The sequence below is a fragment of the Paracoccus sp. Arc7-R13 genome, from assembly GCF_004010775.1.
Taxonomy (GTDB): Bacteria; Pseudomonadota; Alphaproteobacteria; order Rhodobacterales; family Rhodobacteraceae; genus Paracoccus; species Paracoccus marcusii.
The window spans coordinates 3,030,666-3,055,799 of sequence record NZ_CP034810.1; the positions used below are offsets into that span (position 1 = coordinate 3,030,666).

General features: G+C 69.0%; 22 protein-coding genes. 6 read left to right on the plus strand and 16 right to left on the minus strand.

Translation table 11 applies throughout. From position 1 onward, the window contains the following. The first annotated feature begins 19 nt into the window (after window positions 1-19). The gene (locus tag EOJ32_RS15075; protein ID WP_127899102.1) at window positions 20-448 is read left to right on the plus strand and encodes an organic hydroperoxide resistance protein; all 429 of its coding nucleotides are present in this window, start codon (window positions 20-22) and stop codon (window positions 446-448) included. 43 nt (window positions 449-491) lie between these two features. Here EOJ32_RS15075 and ftsH read toward each other — a convergent pair whose 3' ends face one another. The 14 genes from ftsH to dnaE all read right to left on the minus strand — a co-directional run bounded on the left by ftsH (window position 492) and on the right by dnaE (window position 16,983). Continuing rightward, window positions 492-2,381 carry an ATP-dependent zinc metalloprotease FtsH gene (gene ftsH / locus EOJ32_RS15080; protein ID WP_045982844.1) on the minus strand — a complete coding sequence of 630 codons (1,890 nt, stop codon included), beginning with the start codon at window positions 2,379-2,381 and terminating at the stop codon, window positions 492-494. 57 nt (window positions 2,382-2,438) lie between these two features. Beyond that, window positions 2,439-3,665 (minus strand): tRNA lysidine(34) synthetase TilS, encoded by a 1,227-nt coding sequence (gene tilS / locus EOJ32_RS15085; RefSeq protein WP_052714845.1) that lies wholly within the window; start codon window positions 3,663-3,665, stop codon window positions 2,439-2,441. Continuing rightward, a complete protein-coding gene (locus EOJ32_RS15090) occupies window positions 3,662-4,564 on the minus strand; it encodes a tetratricopeptide repeat protein (RefSeq protein WP_045982843.1) in 903 nt (300 codons plus the stop codon). Before EOJ32_RS15090 ends, tilS begins: the two co-directional genes overlap by 4 nt. Further along, entirely contained in the window at window positions 4,564-5,163 is a 600-nt protein-coding gene (pal, locus tag EOJ32_RS15095; protein ID WP_071209482.1) for a peptidoglycan-associated lipoprotein Pal, read from the minus strand. The genes EOJ32_RS15090 and pal overlap by 1 nt, the downstream gene beginning before the upstream one ends. Before the next feature lie 7 nt (window positions 5,164-5,170). Continuing rightward, on the minus strand, window positions 5,171-6,490 hold the full coding sequence (gene tolB / locus EOJ32_RS15100; RefSeq protein WP_127899103.1) for a Tol-Pal system beta propeller repeat protein TolB: 1,320 nt from the start codon (window positions 6,488-6,490) through the stop codon (window positions 5,171-5,173). Between the two features lie 55 nt (window positions 6,491-6,545). Continuing rightward, the gene (locus EOJ32_RS15105; protein WP_127899104.1) at window positions 6,546-8,486 is read right to left on the minus strand and encodes a protein TolA; all 1,941 of its coding nucleotides are present in this window, start codon (window positions 8,484-8,486) and stop codon (window positions 6,546-6,548) included. A gap of 3 nt (window positions 8,487-8,489) precedes the next feature. After that, entirely contained in the window at window positions 8,490-8,939 is a 450-nt protein-coding gene (locus EOJ32_RS15110) for an ExbD/TolR family protein (RefSeq protein ID WP_046001374.1), read from the minus strand. Window position 8,940: 1 nt separating this feature from the next. Beyond that, window positions 8,941-9,633: a protein TolQ gene (gene tolQ, locus EOJ32_RS15115; protein ID WP_045981459.1), complete on the minus strand. Its 693-nt coding sequence runs from the start codon at window positions 9,631-9,633 to the stop codon at window positions 8,941-8,943. Window positions 9,634-9,800: 167 nt separating this feature from the next. Further along, window positions 9,801-10,196: a tol-pal system-associated acyl-CoA thioesterase gene (gene ybgC, locus EOJ32_RS15120; protein ID WP_127899105.1), complete on the minus strand. Its 396-nt coding sequence runs from the start codon at window positions 10,194-10,196 to the stop codon at window positions 9,801-9,803. Window positions 10,197-10,232: 36 nt separating this feature from the next. Next, window positions 10,233-11,264 (minus strand): Holliday junction branch migration DNA helicase RuvB, encoded by a 1,032-nt coding sequence (gene ruvB, locus EOJ32_RS15125; RefSeq protein WP_045981457.1) that lies wholly within the window; start codon window positions 11,262-11,264, stop codon window positions 10,233-10,235. Continuing rightward, entirely contained in the window at window positions 11,261-12,181 is a 921-nt protein-coding gene (gene htpX, locus EOJ32_RS15130; protein WP_127899106.1) for a zinc metalloprotease HtpX, read from the minus strand. Before htpX ends, ruvB begins: the two co-directional genes overlap by 4 nt. A 15-nt stretch (window positions 12,182-12,196) precedes the next feature. Next, window positions 12,197-12,907: a Holliday junction branch migration protein RuvA gene (gene ruvA, locus EOJ32_RS15135; protein WP_127899107.1), complete on the minus strand. Its 711-nt coding sequence runs from the start codon at window positions 12,905-12,907 to the stop codon at window positions 12,197-12,199. Next, on the minus strand, window positions 12,904-13,413 hold the full coding sequence (ruvC, locus tag EOJ32_RS15140; RefSeq protein ID WP_127899108.1) for a crossover junction endodeoxyribonuclease RuvC: 510 nt from the start codon (window positions 13,411-13,413) through the stop codon (window positions 12,904-12,906). The genes ruvA and ruvC overlap by 4 nt, the downstream gene beginning before the upstream one ends. A gap of 99 nt (window positions 13,414-13,512) precedes the next feature. After that, complete coding sequence (gene dnaE / locus EOJ32_RS15145) at window positions 13,513-16,983, minus strand: DNA polymerase III subunit alpha (protein WP_046001370.1); 3,471 nt, start codon at window positions 16,981-16,983, stop codon at window positions 13,513-13,515. 104 nt (window positions 16,984-17,087) lie between these two features. Between dnaE and EOJ32_RS15150 the strand changes: the two genes are divergently transcribed. From EOJ32_RS15150 to EOJ32_RS15170, 5 genes are all read left to right on the plus strand, one after another. Further along, window positions 17,088-18,599, plus strand: a complete 1,512-nt coding sequence (locus tag EOJ32_RS15150) for an ABC transporter ATP-binding protein (protein WP_205963222.1) — start codon at window positions 17,088-17,090, stop codon at window positions 18,597-18,599. After that, window positions 18,596-19,672, plus strand: a complete 1,077-nt coding sequence (locus EOJ32_RS15155; RefSeq protein WP_046001368.1) for an ABC transporter permease — start codon at window positions 18,596-18,598, stop codon at window positions 19,670-19,672. The genes EOJ32_RS15150 and EOJ32_RS15155 overlap by 4 nt, the downstream gene beginning before the upstream one ends. Next, a complete protein-coding gene (locus EOJ32_RS15160; protein WP_045981450.1) occupies window positions 19,669-20,556 on the plus strand; it encodes an ABC transporter permease in 888 nt (295 codons plus the stop codon). Before EOJ32_RS15155 ends, EOJ32_RS15160 begins: the two co-directional genes overlap by 4 nt. Before the next feature lie 31 nt (window positions 20,557-20,587). Then, window positions 20,588-21,664 carry a BMP family ABC transporter substrate-binding protein gene (locus EOJ32_RS15165; RefSeq protein WP_127899110.1) on the plus strand — a complete coding sequence of 359 codons (1,077 nt, stop codon included), beginning with the start codon at window positions 20,588-20,590 and terminating at the stop codon, window positions 21,662-21,664. Between the two features lie 149 nt (window positions 21,665-21,813). Continuing rightward, the gene (locus EOJ32_RS15170) at window positions 21,814-22,920 is read left to right on the plus strand and encodes a VWA domain-containing protein (protein ID WP_127899111.1); all 1,107 of its coding nucleotides are present in this window, start codon (window positions 21,814-21,816) and stop codon (window positions 22,918-22,920) included. On the opposite strand, the gene purU is transcribed toward EOJ32_RS15170, so the two are convergent. Continuing rightward, entirely contained in the window at window positions 22,917-23,801 is an 885-nt protein-coding gene (gene purU / locus EOJ32_RS15175) for a formyltetrahydrofolate deformylase (RefSeq protein WP_127899112.1), read from the minus strand. The two genes, EOJ32_RS15170 and purU, sit on opposite strands and share 4 nt — an antisense overlap. Before the next feature lie 116 nt (window positions 23,802-23,917). Beyond that, the gene (locus EOJ32_RS15180; protein WP_045981468.1) at window positions 23,918-25,084 is read right to left on the minus strand and encodes a M20 aminoacylase family protein; all 1,167 of its coding nucleotides are present in this window, start codon (window positions 25,082-25,084) and stop codon (window positions 23,918-23,920) included. Window positions 25,085-25,134: the final 50 nt, after the last annotated feature.

Genomic DNA, 25,134 nt, shown 5'->3' on the forward strand with positions numbered 1-25,134 from the left:
ATCGAAGAAAGGAAATGCCATGCCGGAAAAGATCCTCTATCGGACCGCCGCGACGGCCACCGGGGGCGGCCGTGACGGCAAAACCGCCTTAAATGACGGCACTTCGGCCATCGACCTGGTCGTTCCGAAGGAATTGGGCGGTCCCGGCGGCGACGGGCTGAACCCGGAAAAGCTGTTCGCGCTCGGCTACGCCGCCTGCTTCATGGGCGCGATGCGCCATTACGCTGCGTCGCAAAAGGTCAAGGTGCCGGATGATGCGGCGGTCAATGTCAGCGTCGGCATCGGCCCCCGCAGCGATCCGGGCTTCGGGCTGGACGTCCAGATCGCCGTGTCCCTGCCCGGCCTGGACCCCGCCGTGGCGCAGGACCTGATCGAGGGCGGTCACAAGGTCTGTCCCTATTCGCATGCCACGGCCGGCACGCTGACCATCACGCCGACCCTGGTGTGATCCAAGAAGAAACCCCGGTCCATCGGACCGGGGTTTTGTCGTCTCAGGCAGGGGCGGGGTCGCCACCCGGCGCGGGCTTTGTTCGCGGGATGGCCGTGACCGAGGGGATCACGCTGGCCGGGGTGTCGTCGTCATCCCCGCCAATCGCATCACCGCGCAGGATGCGGGCGATCTCCTCTCCGGTCAGGGTCTCGTATTCCAGCAGGCCCTTGGCCATGCGCTCGAACTCGACCTCCTTCTCCAGCAGGATGCGGCGGGCTTCCTGATAGCCCTCCTCGATCAGGTCGCGAACCTCCTGCTCGATCAGTTCCTTGGTCGAGGCCGACACCGAGAAGCCGCCGGTGCTGCCGTTATAGCCCTCATGCGCCTCGGCATAGTCGACTGCGCCGACCTTGTCGGACATGCCCCACCGCATCACCATCGCGCGGGCCAACGCGCTGGCCTGCTGGATATCGCCAGCAGGGCCGTTCGAGACGCCCTCCTCGCCGTACTTGATGATCTCGGCGGCCTTGCCGGCCATGGTCATGGCGATCTTCTGCTTGGCCTCGTCCTTGTGGAAGTTCAGGCGGTCCATCTCGGGCAGGCTGACGACCATGCCCAAGGCGCCGCCGCGCGGGATGATCGTGGCCTTGTAGACCGGATCGCATTTCGGCAGCGACAGGCCGACGACGGCGTGGCCGGCTTCGTGATAAGCGGTCTTTTCCTTCTGCTCGGGCGTCAGGACCAGGCTGCGACGCTCGACGCCCAGCATCACCTTGTCCTTGGCGTTCTCGAAATCGGCCATGCTGACAAAGCGACGCCCGATGCGCGCGGCGCCCAAGGCAGCCTCGTTCACCAGGTTCATCAGGTCCGCGCCCGAAAAGCCGGGCGTACCGCGCGCGATCAGGCGCAGGTCGACATCCGGTCCGACCGGAACCTTGCGAGCATGGACCGACAGGATCCGCTCGCGGCCCTTGATGTCGGGGTTCGGCACGTGGATCGTGCGGTCGAACCGGCCCGGACGCAGCAGTGCGGGGTCTAGGACGTCCTTGCGGTTGGTTGCAGCGATGATGATGATGCCTTCGTTCGCCTCGAAGCCGTCCATCTCGACCAGCAGCTGGTTCAGTGTCTGTTCGCGCTCATCGTTGCCACCGCCGATGCCCACGCCACGGGCGCGACCCACGGCGTCGATCTCGTCGATGAACAGGATGCAGGGGGCCGATTTCTTGGCCTGCTCGAACATGTCGCGCACGCGGCTGGCACCGACGCCCACGAACATCTCGACGAAGTCCGACCCCGAGATGGTGAAGAACGGCACGCCCGCCTCGCCCGCGATGGCCCGCGCCAGCAGCGTCTTACCAGTGCCCGGAGGGCCCACCAGCAGCGCGCCCTTGGGGATCTTGCCGCCAAGGCGGCTGAACTTCTGCGGGTTGCGCAGGAACTCGACGATCTCCTCAAGCTCCTCCTTGGCTTCGTCGATGCCCGCGACGTCGTCAAAGGTCACGCGACCGTGCTTTTCGGTCAGCAGCTTGGCCTTGGACTTGCCAAAGCCCATCGCGCCGCCCTTGCCGCCGCCTTGCATGCGATTCATGAAGAAGATCCACACCCCGATCAGCAGAATGAACGGCAGCCAGACGCCCAGCATCGACATGAAGCCGCTGCTTTGCTGCTTGACCACGCGCACGTCCACGCCCTGCTGGATCAGCCGGTCGCTGATATCCTCGCCCATCGGGCGCACGGTCGCGTACTGTTCGCCGTTGGTACCGGTGATGGCCACGTCCTCTCCGTCGATCGTGACGGCGCTGACCTGGTCGTTCTGCACCCGTTCGATGAAGTCGGAATAGCTGATCTGGCGGCTGTTCATGGTGCCCGACCCGTCGCTGAACAGATTGAACAGCGCGAGGATCATCAGGAACAGAACCACCCAGAAGGCGAAGTTGCGAGCATTGCCCAATACGGGTCCTCCGACGGAATGCGGTTTGACTTGAAAATAGGGATTATCGCGACAGGTTCAATGCGCCTTCACCAACCTGCGGAAATCTGCCGCGCCCCGGACCGGAATCAGGGTGATTCCGGGATGGTCGCGCAGCAGCGGCGCGGCGATCAGCCGTCCGTCCTGCCAGATGCCGGGGCTGGCCGCAGCCTCGTCACGCAGCAGGCCCGAATCGCGCCACGGCAGGCGGGCCAGCGGCTCGGTCCCCAAGGCCGCGATCGTCTGGCCGGGGGCAAGACCGCGCACCCGCCACCGACGGTCCCAGACCTGGTCGGGCGTTGGGCCGGTGCGCAGCGCGGCCGCGGCCTCACGCGTGACCCGCAGCCCCCCGCCCGTCGGAGAGATCATCGCCCCGTCCAGCGTCACCCGCCCCTGTGCCAGCATCGCCTCCAGCGCGTGGACCAGCGTCGCGCGGCGCGGCGGATAGTCGGCGCCCGTTACCCACCGGCATGCGGCGACCAGAATGCGGCGCCGGATCTCTGGCGGCGCGTCGCGCAGGGGGCCGCGCGACAGGATCAGGCTGCCGCGATCGACCTTGGCATCGGCGCTCAGCAGGGCCGCGTAATCGGCCAGCGCGTCGCGCGCTTCGGCAATATGGGCGGCGGATCGGGCTAGGCCCGACACCTCCAGCCCCAGGGCCGCGATGGCCTGACGTGCCCGGATGCGGTCATAGTCGGCATTGTCGTTCGTCGGATCGTCGATCCAAGTGATGTCTCGCGCCGTCAGCCAGTCGCGCAGCTCCGCCCGCCCGGTGCCCAGCATCGGCCGCAGCCAGCGCATGTCGAACGCGTCGCGCCATTCCGCCATCGCCGACAGCCCATCCACGCCGGACCCGCGCGCCAGGCGCATCAGCAGGGTCTCGGCCAGATCGTCGGCCGTGTGGCCAAGCGCCACCGCCGGCAGGTCGTTGCGCCGCGCCCAGCCCGACAGCAGCCGCAGCCGCGCATCGCGGGCCTGCGCCATCAGGTTGCCGACCTGCGTGTCGCGCCGCCACAGCAGCACCGCATGCGACAGGCCCAGGGCACGCGCGGCGCGGGCGACCTCCTCGGCCTCGGCCGCGCTGCCCTCGCGCAGGCCGTGATCGACGGTGGCGACCATGACGCGCCGCCCCTGCGCCCATTCGGCGGCCACATGCATCAGGGCTATGGAATCACCGCCCCCCGACACCGCCAGTCCAAGCGCCGGCAGGTCCCCCGCCAGCCGGTCCAGGACGGACCTGATGCGGGCGCCGGGGTCGCGGATCACGGATATTCGGCCAGATCGGCCGCCGCTTCGGGGTCCATCGACGGATCGAGCAGCGGGTCCAGAACGCCCAGGTCGCTGACGCCGCAGCCAAGGCGGGTCACGTGGCCCTCGGCCTCGACGGCCTGCGGGCTGCCGGGAAAGCGCGCGGGAATCTCTGCCAGGTACAGGCAGGCGGCGGTCGCGTCACCCTGCGCCTCGATCACACGAGCGATGCCCAGCAGGCTCTCGCCCGCCCGTGCGCCGTCCGGATCGGCGGCGAACCCCTCCAGCCAAGCGGCTGCAGCATCGCGCGGCTGGCCGGCCAGATCCAGCGCCTGACCGCGCAGGAACAGCGCCTCGGCGGTCAGGGGACCGCCGGCATGGGTTTCCGCGACATCGGCGAACATCTGCGCCGCGCGGGCGTGATCGCCGGCGTCCATCGCGGCGCGGGCCGCGTCGAAATCGGTCTGCTCGGCCGCGGTCGAGGCCGGCTGCCCCGCCCCGCCATCCGCCGGGGCCGAGGGCGCCAGCTGCGGGCTGAGCCCCGCCTGCGCCTGCGGCACGGTCAGCGCCGACAGATCGCAGCCGGGTTCGGCCTCGCACAGGCGGAATTCCAGGTCGGACAGGCGCCGTTCGCTGTCGCCCGCGATGCGGTTGATGCGATTTTGCAGCTGTTCGGCCTGGTTCGTCAGGCGCATCAGCTGCGCCTCCATCGCGTTCATGCGGTCGATGGCGCTGGCCCCGCCCGCCGCCTGGAACCCGGCGGCGCCCGACGCGACCAGTTCGCCCCGCAATCCCTGCAGCTGACTGCGCAGCTGCGTGACCTGCTGACGCATGTCGGCCAGCGTCGCGGCGTCGGGGGCGGCCTGAACAGGCGCCCCAAGCGTCAGGGCCAGGATCAGCGCGGGGATCAGCCGCATCACATGCCTGCCCCGACAACGCCCCCGGCAGGGGCGGCGCTTGCCACGGGGGCCATCGCCACGGCGGGGGGTGCGGCTTCGGTCACGACGGTGACGGCACGGCGGTTCTGGGCATAGCAGCCCTCGTCCGAACAGGTCGCTGCGGGACGCTCCTTGCCGAAGGACAGCGTACGGATGCGGCCCGGGGCCACGCCCTGCGCGACCAGGTATTCCTGCACCGCACTGGCCCGCCGTGCGCCAAGCGCAAGGTTGTATTCGCGGGTGCCCGTCTCCTCGGCATGGCCCTGGACCACGGCGGTAAAGGCGGTGTGGCGCGTCAGCCAGGCGGCCTGCGCCGCCAGGATGGTCCGCGCCTCGGGGGTCAGGGTCGTCTGGTCGGCGGGAAACAGGACCGTGTCGCCGACCGTGCCGCGGAAATACTGGGCCGTCGCCTCGGCGCCCAGGACGCCGCCGGCCAGATCGCCCTGGAACACCGCGCCCCCGCCCGTGCTGGCATAGGGGTCGACCACGGGCGGCGCCACCGTCGGCGCGGGCTGGGCACAGGCCGCCAGCCCCAGAAGGGCGGCCAGCAGGACAGGCTTGGTCGCGGCGTTCATCATCTCATCCTCATGGCAACAGGGGACCCCAGGACGGGTCCGAGGCGGCAAAGTCAAGATTCATCGGTCGCATGTTGCGCCCGGTGATGTCCACCGAATGCAGACGCGGCTGGCCGTTTCCGCCGGGGGTGGCGCGCGTGAACATCACCACCCGACCGTTCGGGGCCCAGGTCGGGCCCTCGTCCAGGAAGCTTTCGGTCAGCATGCGTTCGGACGATCCGTCGGTGCGCATGGTGCCGATGTGAAAGCGTTCGCCGATCTGCTTGGTGAACGCGATCAGGTCCCCCTTGGGCGACCAAGTGGGCGTGCCGTAACGCCCGTCCCCAAAGCTGATGCGCGACGGCTCGGCCCCGTCCAGCCCCATGATGTACAGCTGCGGCGCGCCGGACCGGTCGCTTTCGAACACGATGCGCTGCCCGTCCGGGCTGAACCCGGGAGAAGTGTCGATGGCCGGCGAATTGGTCAGCGCGCGTTGGGCGCCGGTGGCCACGTCCATCAGCCAGATGTCGGTATTGCCGCCCTGTTCGCGCGAATACGCGACCCACCGCCCGTCCGGGCTGAAGGTCGGCGCAAAAGCCATCGTGCTGGCATCGCGGGTCAGCGGCCGGGCGCTGACGGTCGCCACGTCCATCAGCTGGATCTGGGGAAAGCCGCTGTCATAGCTGGTGAACAGCAGGCGGCGCCCGTCGGGCGAGAATTTCGGCGCCAGCACCAGGGACGAGCTGTCGGTCATCCACAGGATGTTCGCGCCGTCGTAATCCATCACGCCGATCCGCTTGATCCGCGCGCTTTTGGGGCCGGTTTCCTGGACGAAGGCCACGCGGCTGTCGAAATAGGGCTTTTCGCCGGTCAGCCGGGCATAGATCTGGTCGGCAATCTTGTGGGCCGCGCGGCGCCAGTCGGCGGCGCGGGCGTCGAACTGCATCCCGTCGCCCTGCGGCTGGCCCGACACGACGTCGAACAGCCGAAAGCCCACGCTGATGTTGTCGCCCATCTGCCGCACCTCGGCCGAGACCAGCGCCTGCGCGTTCACCGCCCGCCAGTCGTCATAGCTGACGGCCTCGGTAAAGCTGGCGGAGCGGGCGACATGCGTCTCGACGGGGATCTCGCTGAACAGGCCGGTGCCGGTCAGGTCGTCCGCCACGACCTGACGGATGCGGGCCGCGATCTCGGCATCGCCGTGAAAGGCCGGGATGGCGATCGACATCGGCTCTATCACGCCGTCGGTGATCTCGATGCGCAGGGGGGTGTCCTGCGCCATCACGGGCCCGGCCGGCAGCAACGCTGCGGCCAGCAGGAAGGCAGGGGCAAGGATCAATCTGCGGAACATGGCGTCATCACTACCTTTTTTCGGCGAACAGCGGAAGGTGGCCCCCGCCGGTCAGTCATTGGAACGCGACGCCGTCGGGGCGGAAATCCACCACGACATCGCGCCAGCGTCCGTATTTCGATGCGGGCAGATCGAACCCGGCGCGTCCGCACATCAGGATGGCGCGGCGCGCGACCTCGAACCCCTGCTGGGCTGCGGATTCGCTGCCGCCCTGATAGCCGGCGATGCGCATGCTGTTCTGGTCGGGGACCCCGTCCGGCGACAGCGTGAACCCGACCGAGACGGTCATCTGCGACGCCTCGACCGACAGCGCGCCCAGGTTCCAGCAGTCCTGGATCGCAAAGCGCAGCCCGTCGCGTTCCGACAGCGTCAGCGGGTCGCCCAAAGGCAGGCCCTGCGCTGCATCGGGCAGGGGCGTCGCCTGGATCGGGCTGGGGGTCAGCTGCATCATATCGGCCGGCGGGCCCGAAGGGTCGTTCGCCGGATCCGCCGCGGCCCCGGTCCCCGCCATGGCCCCCGCCAGCGCGGCGGCCAGCGGGTCCAGCCCGGCCGAGGCGCCGCTGCCGCCCTCGATGGTCTGCGACGGGCTGCCGGCCGTGTCGGAGCCAGAGGCGGCGTCCTGCCCCCCTGCCCCGCCCTGGGCATCGCGCAGCGCGTCTTCCAGCGCCTGCCGATCCGCCGCCTCGCGCGCAGCCTGTTCGGCAGCCGCCTGACGCGCGGCCTCGGCTTGGCGCTCTGCCTCGGCGGCGGCGGCTTCGGCGGCGGCACGGCGCTCTTCCTCGGCCTCTGCGGCAGCGCGGCGTTCCGCCTCCGCGGCGGCCTGGCGCTCCGCTTCTTTGGCCTGGCGTGCGGCTTCGGCGCGACGTTCTTCCTCGGCCGCTGCAGCGGCGCGGCGCTCCTCCTCCGCCTCTGCGGCAGCACGGCGCTCCGCCTCCTCAGTGGCTTGGCGTTCCGCCTCCTCAGCGGCTTGGCGCTCGGCCTCCGCCGCCTGACGTGCGGCTTCGGCGCGGCGCTCCTCCTCGGCCGCGGCCTCTGCGGCGGCACGACGCGCCTCTTCCGCTTCGGCCGAGGCGCGGCGTTCGGCCTCTGCGGCGGCGGCGTCGGCTGCCTGCCGTTCCTCCTCCGCAGCTTGGCGCGCGGCTTCCGCGCGGCGCTCTTCCGCGGCCTCTGCCGCTGCGCGCCGTTCCTGCTCCGCCTCTGCCGCAGCCTGACGTTCGGCTTCCGCGGCAGCGTCCGCCGCGGCCTGGCGCTCGCGTTCGGCGGCGGCTTGGCGGTCTGCCTCGGCTGCGGCTTCGGCGGCCGCATCGGCCGTGGCCTGACGCGCGGCGGCGGCAGCCGCATCCGCGGCCGCCTGACGCGCAGCCTCGGCCGCAGCCGCCTCTGCCACGCGGCGGTTGAAGGATTCGACCAGGTCGGCCGGCCGGTCCTCGGGGCGGCGCGAGGCGTCAAGCGCCAGCGCCGACCGCGGGGCGACCGGAACGGCCGCGGCGTCGGGCGTCGGCAACGCCGGACGGTTGGGCTGGGCCTCTGCCACGGGGGCCGGGGGGGTGTCCGGGACCTGCGGGGCGGTCTCGGCGCCGTCGGTCTGGTTCGGGCGCGGTGCGGGCAGATCGGTCGCGACCTCGACCGGCGCGGCGGGCGCGAAATCGCTGAGGTCGGGCACGGATTCGGCCGTGTCGGGCTGTTCCAGCGCCGCGGCCTGCCCCGATTGCGGGGGGATCGCATCGACGGGCCGCGCCGCACCGTCCTCGGCCGGGTCGACGGGGTCGGGCAATGTGGCCACTGCGGTCGAATCGGCACCCACCGGCCCCGCCCCGCGGGCGGCGGCGGCCATCGCCTCGAACTCGGCGCCGCTGATGGTCGAGACCTGGGTCGTGCGCACCATCGGGCTGGGCTGCGGACGAAACAGCGCCCCGCCCAGGATCGCCCACAGGATCAGGGAGCCGTGCGCGACCCCCGAGACCCAGTAACCGATGCGCCCTTCGCGTTCGTCCATGGTTCAGCCGTCCATCCGCGGTCCGCCGGTCTCGGTGACCAGCACGATGTCGGTGATCCCCGCGGCGTTCAGCGCGCCCATGATCTGGACCACGCGGGCATAGGGGATGGTGCCGTCGGCACGCAGGAACACCCGGCCCGACTGCCGTTCCGCCAGGATCGTGCGCAGCGTCGTCACGACCTGCTCGTCCGCCACCGGCTGGTCCATGATCGTCAGCGACCCCTCGACCGGGATCGACACCATCAACGGCTCCTCGTCCTCGTTGGGGACGGCGTTGGCGGCGGTTTCGGGCAGGTTCAGCGGAACGCCCGCCGTCATCAGCGGCGCCGCGACCATGAAGATGATCAGCAGCACCAGCATCACGTCCACGAAGGGCGTGACGTTGATCTCGGACATCGGCAGGTTGCGCCGACGGCCCTTGCTGCGGACGCGCTTGACGACCCCGGATGCCATGTCAGGCCTCGTCCATCTGACGCGACAGAAGCGTCGAGAACTCGTCCGAGAATGCCTCCCATCCGCCAGTGATGCGTTCCGCATCGCCCGACAGCTTGTTGTAGAAGACGACGGCCGGGATGGCCGCGACCAGGCCCAGGGCAGTCGCCAGCAGGGCCTCGGCGATGCCCGGCGCCACGACGGCCAGACTGGTATCCTGGGTCAGGGCGATACCCTCGAATGCGGACTTGATGCCCCAGACGGTGCCGAACAGGCCGATGAAGGGCGCGGTCGACCCCACGGTCGCCAGGAAGGACAGGCCGCGGAACAGGCGCTGTTCCTCGCGCTGGATGGCCACGTTCATGGCCCGGTCGATGCGCCCGATGCCGCCCGCGATCAGCCGCCCGTCATCGCGGTGGCTGCGGCGCCATTCGGTCATGCCCGCGGAAAAGATCCGTTCCGACGGCCCCTTGGGACGGTCGCCAAGCCGGTCATAAAGATCGTCCAAGGGCTCTCCGGACCAGAAGGCGCGGTCAAAGCGGGCAGCCTCCTTGCGCGCCTGCGCAAAGGTCAGGAACTTCTGCACGATGATCGCCCAGGACCAGAACGAGGCCGCGATCAGCATGATCATGACCACCTGCACCGTCAGCGAGGATCGCCAGAACAAAGCCACGGCCGAAAAGTCTATGGCCTCGGCGGCCTGAATGGGTTCCATGGTCTAATGCCTCATCATCAGGGGCCGCAACTGCCCCCTGGCAGCCCGGCGTTGCGGCCTGTTACCCTGTAATTGCCACGGGTTTCAGCCCCCGCGGCAACACAATGGCGTCAATTTTCATCAACCTGCGTCCGTGTTGCCGCATCCGCGCGGCAGAGGCCACGGGTTCAGCCCTCCGGCAGCGCCCGCGACAGGGCGGCGGGCAGGCGCACGGGACGTCCCCGCCCGTCCAGGCTGACGATCGTCACCCGCGCCGAAAACAGTACCTCATCGCCGCGCAGCACCTGCTGGTCGACCACGATCCGCGCGGCCGTGGCGTGCGACAGGTCGGTGACCACGGTCAGCAGGTCGTCGAAGCGCGCGGGGCGCAGATAGTCGGCCTCGATATGGCGGACGGCGAAGACGTGGCCCGACGTCTCCTTCATGCGCATCTGGTCGATTCCGGTGGCACGCATCCATTCGGACCGCCCCCGCTCGATGTATTTCAGATAGTTCGCATAATAGACGATCCCGGCCAGGTCGGTGTCTTCGTAATAGACGCGCAATGTCAGGTGATGGCTCATGGGGACCAAAATACGCGCGATCGGTCCCGTCCGCAATCAGACGTCGAACAGCGTCGCCTGACCGGTGGGGACCGGCATGTCCAGGCCCAGATGGCGCCAGGCCCCCTGGGTCAGCATGCGCCCGCGTGGGGTGCGCGCGACCAAGCCCTGCTGCAGCAGATAGGGCTCGATCACCTCCTCGATGGCGTCGCGGCTCTCGGACAGGGCGGCGGACAGCGTCTCGACCCCCACGGGTCCGCCCGCGTAATGCTGCGCCATCTGCGTCAGGTACCGCCGGTCGGCCCCGTCCAGGCCCAGATCGTCCACCCCCAGCCGGTTCAACGCGATATCGGCGATCTCGCGCGTCAGGCGGCCGTTCCCCTCCACCAGCGCGAAATCGACCACGCGGCGCAGCAGCCGGCCCGCGATGCGGGGCGTGCCGCGGGCGCGGCGCGCGATCTCCAGCGTGCCTTCGGGATCGGCGCTGATCCCCATCAGCCGCGCGCCGCGCTGCACGATCAGGTCCAGTTCCGCGATCTCATAGAACTGCAGCCGGGTCGGAATGCCGAACCGGTCGCGCAGCGGCGTGGTCAGCAGGCCAAGCCGCGTGGTCGCCCCCACCAGCGTGAAGGGCTGCAGCTCGATCCGCACGGTGCGTGCGGCCGGGCCCTCGCCGATCACAAGATCCAGCTCGAAATCCTCCATCGCGGGGTACAGGATCTCTTCGACCGCGGGGTTCATGCGGTGGATCTCGTCGATGAACAGGACGTCGCGCGCCTCGAGATTGGTCAGGATCGCGGCCAGGTCCCCCGCCCGCGCGATGACCGGCCCGGATGTCATGCGGAAGTTCACCCCCAGTTCGCGTGACATTATCTGCGCCAGCGTGGTCTTGCCCAGTCCCGGGGGGCCGAAGAACAGCGTGTGGTCCATCGCCTTGCCGCGCATCTTGGCGCTTTCGATGAACACCTTCAGGTTCGCGCGCGCCTCGGCCTGGCCCACGAATTCGGACAGGTTCTGCGGGCGCAACGCGCGATCCTCGACATCGCTGTCCAGCTTTTCGGGGCGCAGGTCAGGGTCCGGTCCGGTCATCCGCGGCCCCAGGGCGTGCGCGGCGCGGCGCCGGTGCGGGGGATGCGGCTTGGTCCTGCGGCGGGGGCCGGGTCACGCGGGGCCGTGCCATCCATCGCCATCAGCCGGGCGATCCGCTCCTCGGTCGGGGGGTGGGTGGTGAACAGCCGGTCGGCCCGCATCGCGTGCAGCGGGTTGATGATGAACATCGCCGCGGCGGCGGGGTTCTTCTCGGCCGGCAGGTTCACGCTGCGCCCCGCCGCCTGCGCGATCCGACTCAGGGCCGAGGCCAGCGCCCGCGGCTTGCCGCTGATCTGCGCGCCGGTCGCATCCGCCTCGTATTCCCGCGCACGAGAGATCGCCATCTGCACCATCATCGCGGCCATCGGCGCCAGGATCATCGCCAGAATGCCGCCGATCATGCCGCCCCGCCCCTCGCGGTTGCCCGCGAACAGCATCATGTTCCCCATCATCGCGATGGCGCCGGCCATGGTCGCGGTGACGGTCATGGTCAGCGTGTCGCGATGCCGAATATGGGCCAGCTCATGGGCGATCACGCCCTCGATCTCGTCTGCGGACAGGTGGTTCAGCAGCCCCTGCGTCACCGCCACGGCGGAGTTCTGCGGATTGCGCCCGGTGGCAAAGGCATTGGGCTGCTGGGTCGGCAGCAGGTACAGCTTGGGCATGGGCATCTGCGCGCGCTCGGCCAGCCGCGCGGTCATCGCGTGCAGTTCGGCCCCCTGTTGGGGCGACAACTCGACCGCCCCCTGCTGGCGCAGGACCATCTTGTCACTGTTCCAGTAGCTGAAGAAGTTCATGCCCCCCGCGATCACCAGCGCCATCACCGCACCGCCCGATCCGCCCAGCATCCAGCCGAAGGCCATGACCAGCGCGGTCAGCGCCGCCATCAGCATGAAGACCTTGACGTTTCCTGCCATGTTCAGACCTCCGGTTCAGTCCTTGGGCGCCAGCAGACGCAGCGCCGCGCGGATCAACGCGGGCATGGCCGCCGCCGGTTCCCGCGCCTGCGCCTCGGCCACGGCGGATGCCGCCTCGGACGGACCATAGCCCAGATTGGTCAGCGCCGACAGCGCATCCGCCATGGCCTGGCCCTGATGCGCGCCGGTCGCGGGGCCGGGGGCATCGGCGCGACCGCGCGCGGATGCCGCGGAGGGGCCGGGCTCGACGCCCGGCTCCTCCGCATGACCGCCCGCGGCAACGTCCCCCGCATCGATGGTCAGCGCGCCGCCCAGGGCCATGACCGACGGCGCCTTGTCCTTCAGTTCCAGCACGATCCGCTGCGCCAGCTTAGGACCGACCCCGTTCGCCTTGCGAACCGACGCCCAGTCCCCCAGCGCGATCGCCCGGCCCAGCCCCTCGGGGCCCAGCGTGCTCAGGATCGCCAGCGACACCTTGGCACCGACCCCCTGGACCGACGTCAGCAGCCGGTGCCACTCCTTGTCCAGCATGGTCGGAAATCCGAACAGCTGCAAAAGATCCTCGCGCACCACCAGCTCGGTATACAGCGCCGCCGCCTGCCCCACCGGCGGCAGCCCCGCCGCCGTCCGTTCGCTGACATGCACGATGTATCCCACGCCCCGCACGTCGATCAGCATGTGATCGCGCGCCCGGTGCAGGATGACCCCCGCGATCCGCCCGATCATGCCGCGCCCCGCTTGGGCGTGGCGACCCGCAGCGACCGTCCCTGCAGATGACGGGCGTGACAGATGGCGATGGCCAGTGCATCCGCCGCGTCCGCGCTGTCGAAGACCGCCCCGGGCAGCTGGATGCGCACCATGTGCTGGACCTGCTCCTTGCCCGCGTGACCCACGCCCACGACGGTCTTCTTGACCGCGTTGGGCGCGTATTCCCCGACCGATATCCCGGCCTCGGCTGGCGCCAGCAGGGCCACGCCCCGCGCCTGCCCCAGCTTCAACGTCCCGGTCGCGTCCTTGTTGACGAAGGTCTGCTCGACCGCGGCCTCGTCGGGGGCATGGGTCGCGATGACCGCGCACAGGCCCCGGAACAGAACCGACAGCCGCGCGCCCAGATCCTGCGCGCAGTCCGAATGGATGGTGCCGTTGGCGATGTGACGGATGCGCGATCCGTCCACCTCGATCATCCCCCAGCCCATGTTCCGCAAACCGGGATCGATACCCAAGACCTTCATGCTGCCCTCTTTTTTCCAATTGCTAGCACGAAGCGCGAACATCTGGCTAGGGGCATGCCGCGGCGGGCCATGGGTATTCGAGCGACGAAGACGCCCGGCTCACTCCTCGACCACGTCCAGCACGCCGGGCACCGCGCGCAGCGCCTGGCGCGCGGGGGTGGTCAGGGGGGCGTCGTTGGCGACCTCGATCTCGATGATCTCGTCGCCCTCTCGGATGCGCAGGCGGATCGGGCCGCGCGACCGGGGCGGCACGATGATGTCGGTGCGGATGCGGGTCAGCACCTCGACCAGGCGCGGGATCGTGTCGGCGCCCTGCATCTCGACCGCAAGGCAGCCTGCACCCGCGTCGGCCACGGCGTCCTCCAGCGCGGTGACCGAATTGGCCAGCATCTTGACCTGATCGCCCGACGGCTCGACCTTGACCTGCAGCACGACGCTGGCGCCCGGTTCCAGCTTGTCGCGGCTTGCGGTCAGCAGGTCCGAGAACACCGTGACCTCATACAGGCCCGTGGGGTCCGACAGGCTGACGAAGGCATAGGCAGTGCCCTTGGCGGACTTGCGCTCCATCCGCGCGGCGACCGTGCCCGCGATCTGGGCGACCAGCGGGCCGTTCAGCGCGTCCTGGCTGATCTCGGCCAGGGTCATCACCTTCTTGCGGCGCAGGGCCGGCAGATAGTCGTCCAGCGGATGCCCGGACAGATAGAATCCGACGGCCTTGTGCTCCTCTCCCAGCTTCTCGGTCGGCAGCCAGATGCCCGACAGGGGGGCACGCGGCGGCGGCAGATCCTCTCCGCCCCCGAACAGCGACGTCTGGCTGGAGGCGGCCTGGCTCTGGACCGCCGCCGACCAGGCGACCAACCCGTCCAGGGACTTCATCACCCGGGCGCGGTTGTCGTCCAGTCCGTCGAAGGCGCCGGCGCGGGCCAGCATCTCCAGCGGGCGCTTGCCCACCCGCTTCATGTCGGTGCGCCGTGCCAGGTCGTGGATGTCGCGGAACGGCTGGTCCGCGCGCGCATCGTGGATCAGGCGCATCGCCTCCAGGCCCACGCCCTTCAGCGCGCCCAGGGCATAGTGGATGCGCCCCGGCCCCACGGTGAAGGTCGGCGCCGAGCGGTTGACGCAGGGCGGCACGATCTCGATCCCCATCCGATCGCATTCGCGTTTGTAGACGGCCAGCTTGTCGGTCAGGTGGATGTCGCAGTTCATCACCGCGGCCATGAATTCGACCGGGTGGTTCGCCTTCAGCCACGCGGTCTGATAGCTGACCACGGCATAGGCGGCCGCGTGCGACTTGTTGAAGCCGTAGTTGGCGAACTTTTCCAGCAGGTCGAAGACCTCTCCGGCCTTCTTGTCGGGCACGCCGTTGGCGACCGCGCCCTTGACGAACTTGGGCCGCTCCTTGGCCATCTCCGCGGCGATCTTCTTGCCCATCGCCCGGCGCAGCAGGTCGGCGCCGCCCAGCGAATAGCCCGCCATGACCTGGGCGATCTGCATCACCTGCTCCTGATAGACGATGATGCCCTGGGTCTCGGCCAGGATGTCGTCGATGGTCGGGTGGATCGATTCTAGGTCGCGCAGGCCGTTCTTGACCTCGCAATAGGTCGGGATGTTCTCCATCGGGCCGGGACGGTACAGCGCCACCAGCGCCACGATGTCCTCGATGCAGGTGGGTTTCATGCGGCGCAGGGCGTCCATCATGCCGCTGGATTCCACCTGGAACACCGCGACCGTGCGCGCGCTGGCGAACAAATCATAGCTGGCCTTGTCGTCCAGCGGGATCAGGTTGATCTGGTTTTCCGTCCCCGGCGCGGGGTCGTACAACTGCCGCCCGTCGGCGGCGATGTGCAGCGGACGGCCCTGCCCGTTGATCAGGTCGACCGCATTCTGGATCACCGTCAGCGTCTTAAGGCCCAGGAAGTCGAACTTGACCAGGCCGGCCTGCTCGACCCATTTCATGTTGAACTGGGTCGCGGGCATGTCGGACGCCGGATCGCGATAGAGCGGCACCAGCTGGTCCAGCGGCCGATCGCCGATCACCACCCCCGCCGCGTGGGTCGAGGCGTTGCGATAAAGCCCCTCCAGCTGTTCGGCGTAATCCAGCAGGCGGGCCACCACCTCCTCGCGCGCGGCCTCGCGCAGGCGCGGCTCGTCGGCGCGGGCCTTGGCGATGCTGACGGGTTTCACGCCCTCGACCGGGATCATCTTGGACAGGCGGTCCACCTGGCCGAAGGGCAGCTGCAGCACGCGGCCCACGTCGCGCACCGCAGCCTTGGACAGAAGCGCGCCGAAGGTGATGATCTGGCCCACCTTGTCGGCCCCGTACTTGCCCTGCACGTAACGGATCACCTCCTCGCGGCGGTCCATGCAGAAGTCGATGTCGAAATCCGGCATGCTGACCCGTTCGGGGTTCAGGAACCGCTCGAACAGCAGGTTGTAGCGCAGCGGATCAAGGTCGGTGATGGTCAGCGCATAGGCGACCAGCGACCCGGCGCCCGACCCGCGGCCTGGTCCGACCGGGATGCCCTGTTCCTTGGCCCAGTGGATGAAATCGGCCACGATCAGGAAGTAGCCGGGAAAACCCATCTGCTCGATGATGCCCAGTTCGAAATCCAGGCGCGCGGTGTATTCCTCGACCGTGACCGCGTGGGGAATGACCTTCAGCCGCTCGGCCAGGCCGGCATGGGCCTGGCGACGCAGTTCGGTCACCTCGTCATCGGCGAACCTGGGCAGGATCGGCGCGTGCTTGGACACCGCAAAGGCGCAGCGGCGGGCGATCTCGACGGTGTTCTCGATCGCCTCGGGCAGGTCGGCGAACAGGACCGCCATCTCTTCGGCGGACTTGAAGTAATGCTGGGGCGTCAGGCGGCGACGGGGCTGGGACTGGTCGACATAGGCTTTCTCGGCGATGCAGATCAGCGCGTCATGCGCCTCGTACATGGTGGTCTTGGGGAAATAGACATCGTTCGTCGCCACCAGCGGCAGACCCTTAGCATAGGCCAGATCGACCAGACCGCCCTCGGACGCGGCCTCGGCGGCCATCAGCTGGCCGTTCTCGCCGGGATGGCGCTGCAGTTCGACATAGAGCCGGTCGCCGAAGGACGCCGCCAGCCGGTCGGCCAGCGCCTCGGCCTTGGGCATCTGGCCCTGCGCGATCAGCAGGCCCAAGGGACCCGTCGCGCCCCCGGTCAGGCAGATCAGCCCTTCGGCCTTGGCGCACAGCTCGTCGACCGTCACATGCGGCAGCGCCCCGCCCTCGCGCAGATAGAGGCAGGTGGACAGCGCCATCAGGTTCATCCACCCCGCCTGGTTCTGTGCCAGAAGGACGACCGGCCCGGTGGCCTCGGCCATCAGTGTCACCTGACAGCCGATAATGGGCTGGATGCCCTTGTCGCGGGCCTTCACGCTGAATTCCAGCGCGGCGAACATGTTGTTCGTGTCGGTCAGCGCGACCGCCGGCATGCCCGCCTCGAAGGCAAGGCTTGGCAATTTGCCTACGGGAATGGCACCTTCCAGCAGCGAATGCTCGGAATGTGTGCGAAGATGGATGAATCGGGGGGATTTTGCGGCCATGATCGGGACAGTATCGCAGCGTGACCAAACAGTGCAATTGCGCGGCTGCCGAATTGCGGTCTAAGCAGGTCAGGAATTTGACCAAGGGGACAGAATTGACCGACATGCCCGTGTTCCGCGCCAGGGGTCTGGGCAAGTCCTATCCCGGCGTCCGCGCCAATGACGACGTGTCGTTCCACGTCATGCCCGGAGAGATCCACGCCCTGCTGGGCGAGAACGGCGCGGGCAAGTCGACGCTGGTCAAGATGATCTATGGGCTGGTGCGTCCCGATGACGGGCAGATGTGGCTGGGCGACGGCGCTCATGCGCCCTCCGATCCGCGGGCGGCGCGAGCAGCGGGCGTCGCGATGGTGTTCCAGCATTTCAGCCTGTTCGACGCGCTGACGGTCGCCGAAAACATCGCCCTGGGGATGGAGAATCCGCCGCCGCGGCGCGAACTGTCGGCGCGCATCACCAAGGTCAGCCATGATTTCGGCCTGCCGCTGAACCCCGCGCGGCGCATCGTCACCCTGTCGGCCGGCGAACGCCAGCGGGTCGAGATCATCCGCTGCCTGCTGCAGAACCCGCGCCTGTTGATCATGGACGAGCCGACCAGCGTGCTGACCCCGCAGGAGGCCGAGCTGCTGTTCGCGACCCTGCGCAAGCTGGCGGCGCAAGGCACCGCGATCCTGTACATCAGCCACAAGCTGGACGAGATCCGCAGCCATTGCGACCGCGCCACGATCCTGCGGCACGGCAAGGTCGTCGACAGCTGCGATCCCCGCGCCCATTCCGCCCGCGACCTGGCCGCGATGATGGTCGGCGGCCAGATGCGCCAGATCGACCGCAGTGGTCGCCAGCCCGGCGCCGTCCTGCTGGAGGTGCGCGCCCTGTCCCAGCCCGCCCCCAATGCCGAGGGCACCGCGCTGAAGGACATCGCCCTGACCCTGCGGGCCGGAGAGATCCTGGGCATCGGCGGCGTCGCCGGCAACGGCCAGGAGGAGCTGTTGGCCGCCCTGTCGGGCGAGGTGCGCAGCGCGCCGGGCACGGTCACGCTGGATGGCGCGGACCTGTCCCCCGCCGGCCCCGAACCGCGCCGCGTCAAGGGCCTGCTCAGCGCGCCCGAGGACCGGCTGGGCCATGCCGCCGTCCCCGATTTCAGCCTGACCGAGAACACGCTGCTGACCGCGGGCAGCCGCAAGTCCCTGGTCCGCGGCGGGCTGATCGACCACAAGGCCGCGCGCGACTATGCGCTGGCGGTGATCGACGGGTTCGACGTCCGCACCCCCGGGCCCCATGTCGCGGCCCGCGCCCTGTCCGGCGGCAACCTGCAGAAATTCGTCATCGGCCGAGAGGTCATGCAGAACCCGCGCGTGCTGGTCGTGAACCAGCCCACCTGGGGCGTGGATGCGGGAGCGGCAGCCAGTGTGCGGCAATCGCTGCTGGACCTGGCCCGCCAGGGTGCGGGCGTCATCGTCATCTCTCAGGATCTGGATGAGCTTTTGGAACTGTCCGACCGTTTCTGCGCCCTGAACGAAGGCCGCCTGTCGCCCCCCGTCCCCACCGACGGCCTGACGCTGGACCGCATCGGCCTGATGCTGGGCGGCGCGCACGGCATGGAAGAGGCGCATCTATGATCACGCTGATCCCGCGCCAAAGCGCCTCGACCGGCTGGCAGGTCGCGACGCCGGTCATGGCCGTGCTGGCCACGATGATCGCCGGCGGGCTGCTGTTCGCGATGCTGGGGCATGACCCGGTCGCGGCGATCCGCACGATCTTCTGGGACCCGCTGTTCGGCCCTGCCGCCGGCTATTCCCGGCCGCAGCTGCTGATCAAGGCCGCGCCGCTGATCCTGATCGCCTCCGGGCTGGCCATCGGCTTTCGCGCCGGCATCTGGAACATCGGGGCCGAGGGGCAGTACATCATCGGCGGCATCACCGGCGCCGCGGTCGCCTTGGCGCTTTACCCGCTGGAGGCGTGGTGGCTGTTTCCGCTGATGGTCGCGGCCGGACTGGCCGGGGGCTGGGCCTGGGGCATGATCCCCGCGATGCTCAGGAACTGGTTCGGCGCATCGGAAATCCTGGTGTCGCTGATGCTGGTCTATGTCGCGCAGCGGATCGCTGCATGGATGGCGTTCGGCCCGATGCGCAACCCGCAGGGCATGGGCTTTCCCGGATCGCGCAACCTGCAGCAATACCCCTCGGCCGCGAACCCCGAGCTGATCGCCGGAACTGGCGCGCATTGGGGCGTCGTGGCCGCCGCCGCCGCGGTCCTGGCCACGTGGTTCCTGATGAGCCGCCACATCCGCGGGTTCCACATCCGCGCCGCCGGCACTGCGCCCCGCGCCGCGCGATTCGCGGGCGTGCGGCCGCAGACGCTGGTCGCGTTCTGCCTGGGCCTGTCGGGCGCGCTGGCCGGTGCCGCGGGCCTGTTCGAGGTCGCGGGCCCCGCGGGCCAGATCACCGACAAGCTGGGCGTCGGATACGGCTTCACCGCGATCATCGTGGCGTTCCTGGGACGGCTGCACCCGGTGGGCATCCTGCTGGCGGGACTGCTGCTGGCGCTGACCTATATCGGGGGCGAACTGGCTCAGCTGACCATGTCGCTGCCCGCCGCGACCGTGCAGGTGTTCCAGGGGATGCTGCTGTTCTTCCTGTTGGGCTTCGACGTCCTGACCCGCTATCAGATCCGCAGAAGGCGCACCGCATGATCGACCCCCTGTCCGTCTTCCTGCTGCTGATCTCGGCCTCGACCCCGATCCTGTTCGCCGCCCTGGGCGAACTGGTCGTGGAACGCGCGGGCGTCCTGAACCTGGGGGTCGAGGGGATGATGATCACCGGCGCACTGGCCGGTTTCGCCGCCGCCTATGCCAGCGGCAATCCGTTTCTGGGGTTTCTGGTCGCGGCCGTGGCGGGGGCGGCCATATCGCTGCTGTTCGCGGCGCTGACGCAGCTGTTCCTGGCCAACCAGGTCGCATCGGGCCTGGCGCTGACCCTGTTCGGCCTGGGCCTGGCCGCGATGTTCGGCAAGCCGTTCGAAGGGGTCAAGGCGCCGCCCATGCCGATCGGGCCGCTGCGCATCAACTGGATCGTGTGGCTGGGGCTGGCGATGGTGCCGGTCGTCTGGTGGTTCCTGAACCGCACCCGGCGCGGCCTGGTCCTGCGCGGCGTCGGAGAGAACCACGAGGCCGCCCACGCCCTGGGCTATGACGTGCGCCTGACCCGTCTGGCGGCCATCGCCTTTGGCGGCGCGATGGCGGGGATCGGCGGGGCGTTCATATCGATCGCGACGGTCCTGCAATGGACCGAGGGGATGACCGCCGGGGCGGGCTGGATCGCGCTGGCGATCGTGGTCTTCTCGAACTGGACGGCGGCGGGGGTCCTGGCGGGGGCCTGGCTTTTCGGCGGCGTTACCGTGCTGCAGCTGCGCCTGCAGGCGGCGGGCGTGCAGGTGCCGGTGCAGCTGCTGTCGATGGCGCCCTATCTGGCGACCATCATCGTGCTGGTGGCCATCTCGGCCCGGCAGAAATACTCGCGGCGCGCGGGGGCGGCTGCCCCCGGCTCGCTTGGGACCAACTTCCACGCGCTGCGGTAGAACCGCGGCCATACCAACCAAGAGGGATACCATGAACCGCAGACATCTTCTGGCCACGGCCGCCGCCCTGATGACCGCGATGGCCGCCCCGGCCATGGCCCAGGACGAGCCGCTGAAGGTCGGCTTCATCTATGTGGGCCCCGTGGGTGACGGCGGCTGGACCTATCAGCACGACCTGGCCCGCCAGGCCGTCGAGGGCGAGTTCGGCGACCGCGTCGAGACCACCTTCATCGAGAGCGTGCCGGAAGGCGCTGACGCCGAACGCGCCCTGACCCAGCTGGCCCTGGCCGGGAACGAGCTGATCTTCGCGACCAGCTTCGGCTTCATGGACCCGGTGATGAACGTTGCGGCCAAGTTTCCCGACATCAAGTTCGAACATGCCACCGGCTACAAGACCGCCGAGAACGTCGCGACCTATGACGCGCGCTTCTACGAGGGTCGGGCGGTCATCGGCACCATCGCGGGCCGCATGACGGAATCGAACAAGATCGGCTATATCGGGTCCTTCCCGATCCCCGAGGTGATCCAGGGCATCAACTCCAGCTTCATCCATGCCCGCAAGGTGAACCCGGATGTGGAGATGCGCGTCGTCTGGGCCTACAGCTGGTTCGACCCCGCCAAGGAGGCCGAGGCCGCGTCGGCGCTGTTGGCCGAGGGCGTGGACGTGATCCTGCAGCACACCGATTCGACCGCGCCCCTGGCCCAGGCCCAGCAGGCCGGCGCCATCGGCTTCGGTCAGGCCAGCGACATGGCGGCGTTCAAGCCCAGCCCGCGGGTGGCCTCGATCATTGATGAATGGTCGCCCTATTACATCAAGCGCGTCGGCGCGGTGCTGGACGGCACCTGGGAAAGCGGGTCCAGCTGGGCGGGCATCGGTGACGGAGAGGTCGTGATCGGAGAGATCACCGACGCCGTCCCCGCCGAGGTCAAGGCAGAGGCCGAGGCCCTGCGCGACGCCATCGGCGCGGGCGAATACCACCCCTTCACCGGGCCGCTGAACAAGGCCGACGGCACCGTCTGGCTGGCCGAGGGAGAGACCGCCAGCGATGCTGACCTGCAGTCGATGAACTTCTACGTCGAAGGCATCACCGCCCAGATCCCGCAGTAAGCGGCCCTGACCCACACCCTGCGCGCCCCGGTCCGAAACGGCCGGGGCGTTCGTCGTTCCGGCGACATCCCGCGCAGGCCTGGCCGCGGTGATGACATCCGGCCGCGACCCCGGCGATACTGTGCGCAACCGATACCGGAGGCCGCCTGATGCGCCTGTTTGCCCTGATCGCCCTGCTGCTGTCCACCGCCCCTGCCCTGGCCCAGGACGCCGACGCGCTGCTGGCGCGCTTCCTGCAGGACCGGGGCGAGGATATCGACGCCTGCTTCACCGACATGCCACAGATGCGCGACGACCAGCGCGATGCCGATTTCCGTGGTGCGACGGACGCCCCGGTGCCCCTGCGGCGACTTGTGGTGGCCTTCGACGCATCCGGGTCGATGGCGGGTGCGCTTGGCAGCGACACCAAGATGGCGGCGGCACGGCAGGCGGTCGATGCCCTGTTGGACGACCTGCCTGATGACGTGACCGCCAGCCTGGTGGCCTTTGGCCATCGGGGCACGAACGATGATGCCGGTCGCGCCGAAAGCTGTGCGGGAGTCGAGACCCTGGTGCCCGCCACCGACGATACCACGGCGCTGAAGGCCGCGGCGCAGGCGCTGGAACCGGCGGGCTGGACGCCCTTGGCGGATGCGCTGGCTGCCGCCGGGACGCAGCTGGCGCCGTCAGACACGGCGGGCGAACAGGTCGTCTATGTCGTGTCGGACGGAGAGGAGACCTGCGGCGGCGATCCGGTGGAACAGGCCCGCGCCCTGCATGACGGCGACATCCGCGCCGTCGTCAACATCCTGGGGCTGGACCTGCCCGCCGACGAACGCGCCCAGCTGGAGGCCGTGGCCCAGGCCGGGGGCGGCCTGTTCACCCCCATCACCACGCAAAACGAGCTGGCGCGCGAGATCGAGGAAAGGCGTCGCTGGAACGCCAACAGCTTTGAGATGCTGAGAACCAACAACCAGGCGTCGATGACCCAGCTGCGCAATTCCAACGCCGCCGGAGGTGCGCTGCTGCGGCTGGACAACTGCATCGGCGGTCGTTCGCTGCGCGAGAGCAACCGGGTGCGTGCCTGGTCACGCGACCAGGATCTGACCCCCGACCAGCAGGCCGCGCTGCGCGCCGCGCTGACGGCCGCGCATGACGCCCATGACGCCCGCGCGGCAGAAATCCGCAGCACGCTGGAGGCCGCGCGCGACAGTGCAAACCAGGCCGTCCAGGATCAGCGCGACGCCGATGCGGCCGAGTTCGAGGCGGTGCGTTAACCCATCCGCTCGCTGGCATAGCTGCCGGGCGACGGCGGGAAGACCACCGTCTTGGCAGCGTTCAGGAAGACCCGGCCGTGGATATGGGCATGGACCGCGCGGGCCAGCACCTGCGCCTCGACGTCGCGGCCAAGGGAGACATAGTCGCCGGGGGACTGGGCATGGGTCACGCGGACCGTGTCCTGTTCGATGATCGGGCCTTCGTCCAGGTCGGCGGTGACGTAATGGCTGGTCGCGCCGATCAGCTTGACGCCCCGCTCATAGGCCTGCTTGTAGGGGTTCGCCCCCTTGAAGCTGGGCAGGAAGGAATGGTGGATGTTGATGATCCGACCCGACATCTGCTGGCACATCCGGTCCGACAGCACCTGCATATAGCGCGCCAGCACGATCAGTTCGGCTCCGGTCTGGTCGATGATCTCCATCTGACGGGCCTCGGCCTCGGCCTTGTTCTCGGGCGTGACGCGGATCATGTGGAAGGGGATGTCGTGGTTCACGACGACCTTCTGGTATTCGTGGTGGTTCGACACGACGCCAACGATCTCGATCGGCAGGGCACCGATGCGCCAGCGGTACAGAAGGTCGTTCAGGCAGTGCCCGAACCGGCTGACCATGATCAGCACCTTTTTCTTGACGGCATCGTCGGTGACCTCGACCTCCATGCCGAACCGCGTGGCGATGGGCGCGAACATCGCGCGCAGGCTCTCCAGCGTCGCGGCCCCTTCGGAGCGGAAGCTGACCCGCATGAAGAACCGACCCGTCTCGACGTCGTCGAACTGGGCGCTGTCGGTGATGTTGCAGTCCGCATCCGCCAGCGCGCCGGAAATCGCCGCGACGATGCCGCGGGTCGAGGCGCAGGTCACGCGCAGGGTGAAGGTCTTCATATGGGGTCCCCGTTTTGCCGATGGCGCGAACGCCACCGGCATTTCAACGCATTGCCCGCGAAGGGCAATCACGTTTGCGACGGCGGGGGGCCGCCCGCGACATCAGGCGGCCCGGATCAGGCCGCCGGCAGCCGCGCCTCGACCATGCCTGCATACCAGCTGGAGCCCGCCGGGATCGCATCGTCGTTGAAGTTGTAGGCCGGGTGATGGACCATCGCCGTGTCGCCGTTGCCGACCCAGATATAGGCGCCCGGACGTTCGTTCAGCATATAGCTGAAATCCTCGCCGCCCATCATCGGCTGCATGTCCATGTTCACCCCGCCCGAGATGTCGCGGGCCACGTCGGCGGCCCATTCCGTCGCCTGCGGGTCGTTCATGGTGACCGGATAGCCACGCTGGTAATCGACATCGGCGCGTGCGCCCATCGCGGCGGCGATGTTGGTGGCGACGCGCTTGATCCCCTCCTCCAGCTGGTCGCGGACCTCGGGTGCCAGGCTGCGGGCGGTGCCCTTCAGCTGGACGACCTGCGGGATCACGTTATGCGCCGTCGAATCCGTCGACACCACGCAGACCGAGATCACCGCGTTCTTCAGCGGGTCGATGTTGCGCGCCACGACCGACTGCAGCGCCACGACGATCTGCGCGGCGGTCAGGGTGGTGTCGATGCATTCATGCGGCTTTGCGGCATGGCCGCCCTTGCCGGTCACGGTGATGTCGAACTGATCGGCCGCCGCCATCATCGCGCCGGGCCGGATCGAGAACTGGCCCACCGGCATGCCGGGCATGTTGTGCATGCCGTAGAACTCGTCGATCTTCCAGCGGTCGACCAGACCGTCCAGGACCATCGCCTCGCCCCCGGCACCGCCTTCTTCCGCGGGCTGGAAGATCACGATGGCGGTGCCGTCGAAATTGCGCGTCTCGGCCAGATACTTGGCCGCACCCAGCAGCATGGCGGTGTGGCCGTCATGGCCGCATGCATGCATCTTGCCCGGCGTCTTTGACGCATATTCCACGCCCGTCTGCTCGATGATCGGCAGCGCGTCCATGTCGGCGCGCAGGCCCACGACGCGGCCCTTGCTGTCGGTCCGGCCCTTGATGACGCCGACGACGCCGGTGCGGCCCACGCCCTCGGTGACCTCGTCACAGCCGAATTCGCGCAGCAGGTCGGCCACGCGGCCCGCGGTGCGGTGGACGTCGTACAGCAGTTCGGGATGTTCGTGGAAATCGCGGCGCCAGGCGGTGATTTCGGGCAGCAGTTCGGCAAAGCGGTTCTTGACGGGCATGGTTGTCTCCTTCGGACGCAGGGTGGCGATTTCCTGCACGATCTGCAAGA

Excerpts from the sequence above, each read along its gene's own strand:
- EOJ32_RS15075 (WP_127899102.1), top strand. The coding sequence starts at position 20 with ATGCCGGAAAAGATCCTCTATCGGACCGCCGCGACGGCCACCGGGGGC.
- EOJ32_RS15090 (WP_045982843.1), bottom strand. The coding sequence starts at position 4,564 with ATGCGGCTGATCCCCGCGCTGATCCTGGCCCTGACGCTTGGGGCGCCT.
- pal (WP_071209482.1), bottom strand. The coding sequence starts at position 5,163 with ATGATGAACGCCGCGACCAAGCCTGTCCTGCTGGCCGCCCTTCTGGGG.
- tolB (WP_127899103.1), bottom strand. The coding sequence starts at position 6,490 with ATGTTCCGCAGATTGATCCTTGCCCCTGCCTTCCTGCTGGCCGCAGCG.
- EOJ32_RS15105 (WP_127899104.1), bottom strand. The coding sequence starts at position 8,486 with ATGGACGAACGCGAAGGGCGCATCGGTTACTGGGTCTCGGGGGTCGCG.
- EOJ32_RS15110 (WP_046001374.1), bottom strand. The coding sequence starts at position 8,939 with ATGGCATCCGGGGTCGTCAAGCGCGTCCGCAGCAAGGGCCGTCGGCGC.
- tolQ (WP_045981459.1), bottom strand. The coding sequence starts at position 9,633 with ATGGAACCCATTCAGGCCGCCGAGGCCATAGACTTTTCGGCCGTGGCT.
- ybgC (WP_127899105.1), bottom strand. The coding sequence starts at position 10,196 with ATGAGCCATCACCTGACATTGCGCGTCTATTACGAAGACACCGACCTG.
- ruvB (WP_045981457.1), bottom strand. The coding sequence starts at position 11,264 with ATGACCGGACCGGACCCTGACCTGCGCCCCGAAAAGCTGGACAGCGAT.
- htpX (WP_127899106.1), bottom strand. The coding sequence starts at position 12,181 with ATGGCAGGAAACGTCAAGGTCTTCATGCTGATGGCGGCGCTGACCGCG.
- ruvA (WP_127899107.1), bottom strand. The coding sequence starts at position 12,907 with ATGATCGGGCGGATCGCGGGGGTCATCCTGCACCGGGCGCGCGATCAC.
- ruvC (WP_127899108.1), bottom strand. The coding sequence starts at position 13,413 with ATGAAGGTCTTGGGTATCGATCCCGGTTTGCGGAACATGGGCTGGGGG.
- dnaE (WP_046001370.1), bottom strand. The coding sequence starts at position 16,983 with ATGGCCGCAAAATCCCCCCGATTCATCCATCTTCGCACACATTCCGAG.
- EOJ32_RS15150 (WP_205963222.1), top strand. The coding sequence starts at position 17,088 with ATGCCCGTGTTCCGCGCCAGGGGTCTGGGCAAGTCCTATCCCGGCGTC.
- EOJ32_RS15155 (WP_046001368.1), top strand. The coding sequence starts at position 18,596 with ATGATCACGCTGATCCCGCGCCAAAGCGCCTCGACCGGCTGGCAGGTC.
- EOJ32_RS15160 (WP_045981450.1), top strand. The coding sequence starts at position 19,669 with ATGATCGACCCCCTGTCCGTCTTCCTGCTGCTGATCTCGGCCTCGACC.
- EOJ32_RS15165 (WP_127899110.1), top strand. The coding sequence starts at position 20,588 with ATGAACCGCAGACATCTTCTGGCCACGGCCGCCGCCCTGATGACCGCG.
- EOJ32_RS15170 (WP_127899111.1), top strand. The coding sequence starts at position 21,814 with ATGCGCCTGTTTGCCCTGATCGCCCTGCTGCTGTCCACCGCCCCTGCC.
- purU (WP_127899112.1), bottom strand. The coding sequence starts at position 23,801 with ATGAAGACCTTCACCCTGCGCGTGACCTGCGCCTCGACCCGCGGCATC.
- EOJ32_RS15180 (WP_045981468.1), bottom strand. The coding sequence starts at position 25,084 with ATGCCCGTCAAGAACCGCTTTGCCGAACTGCTGCCCGAAATCACCGCC.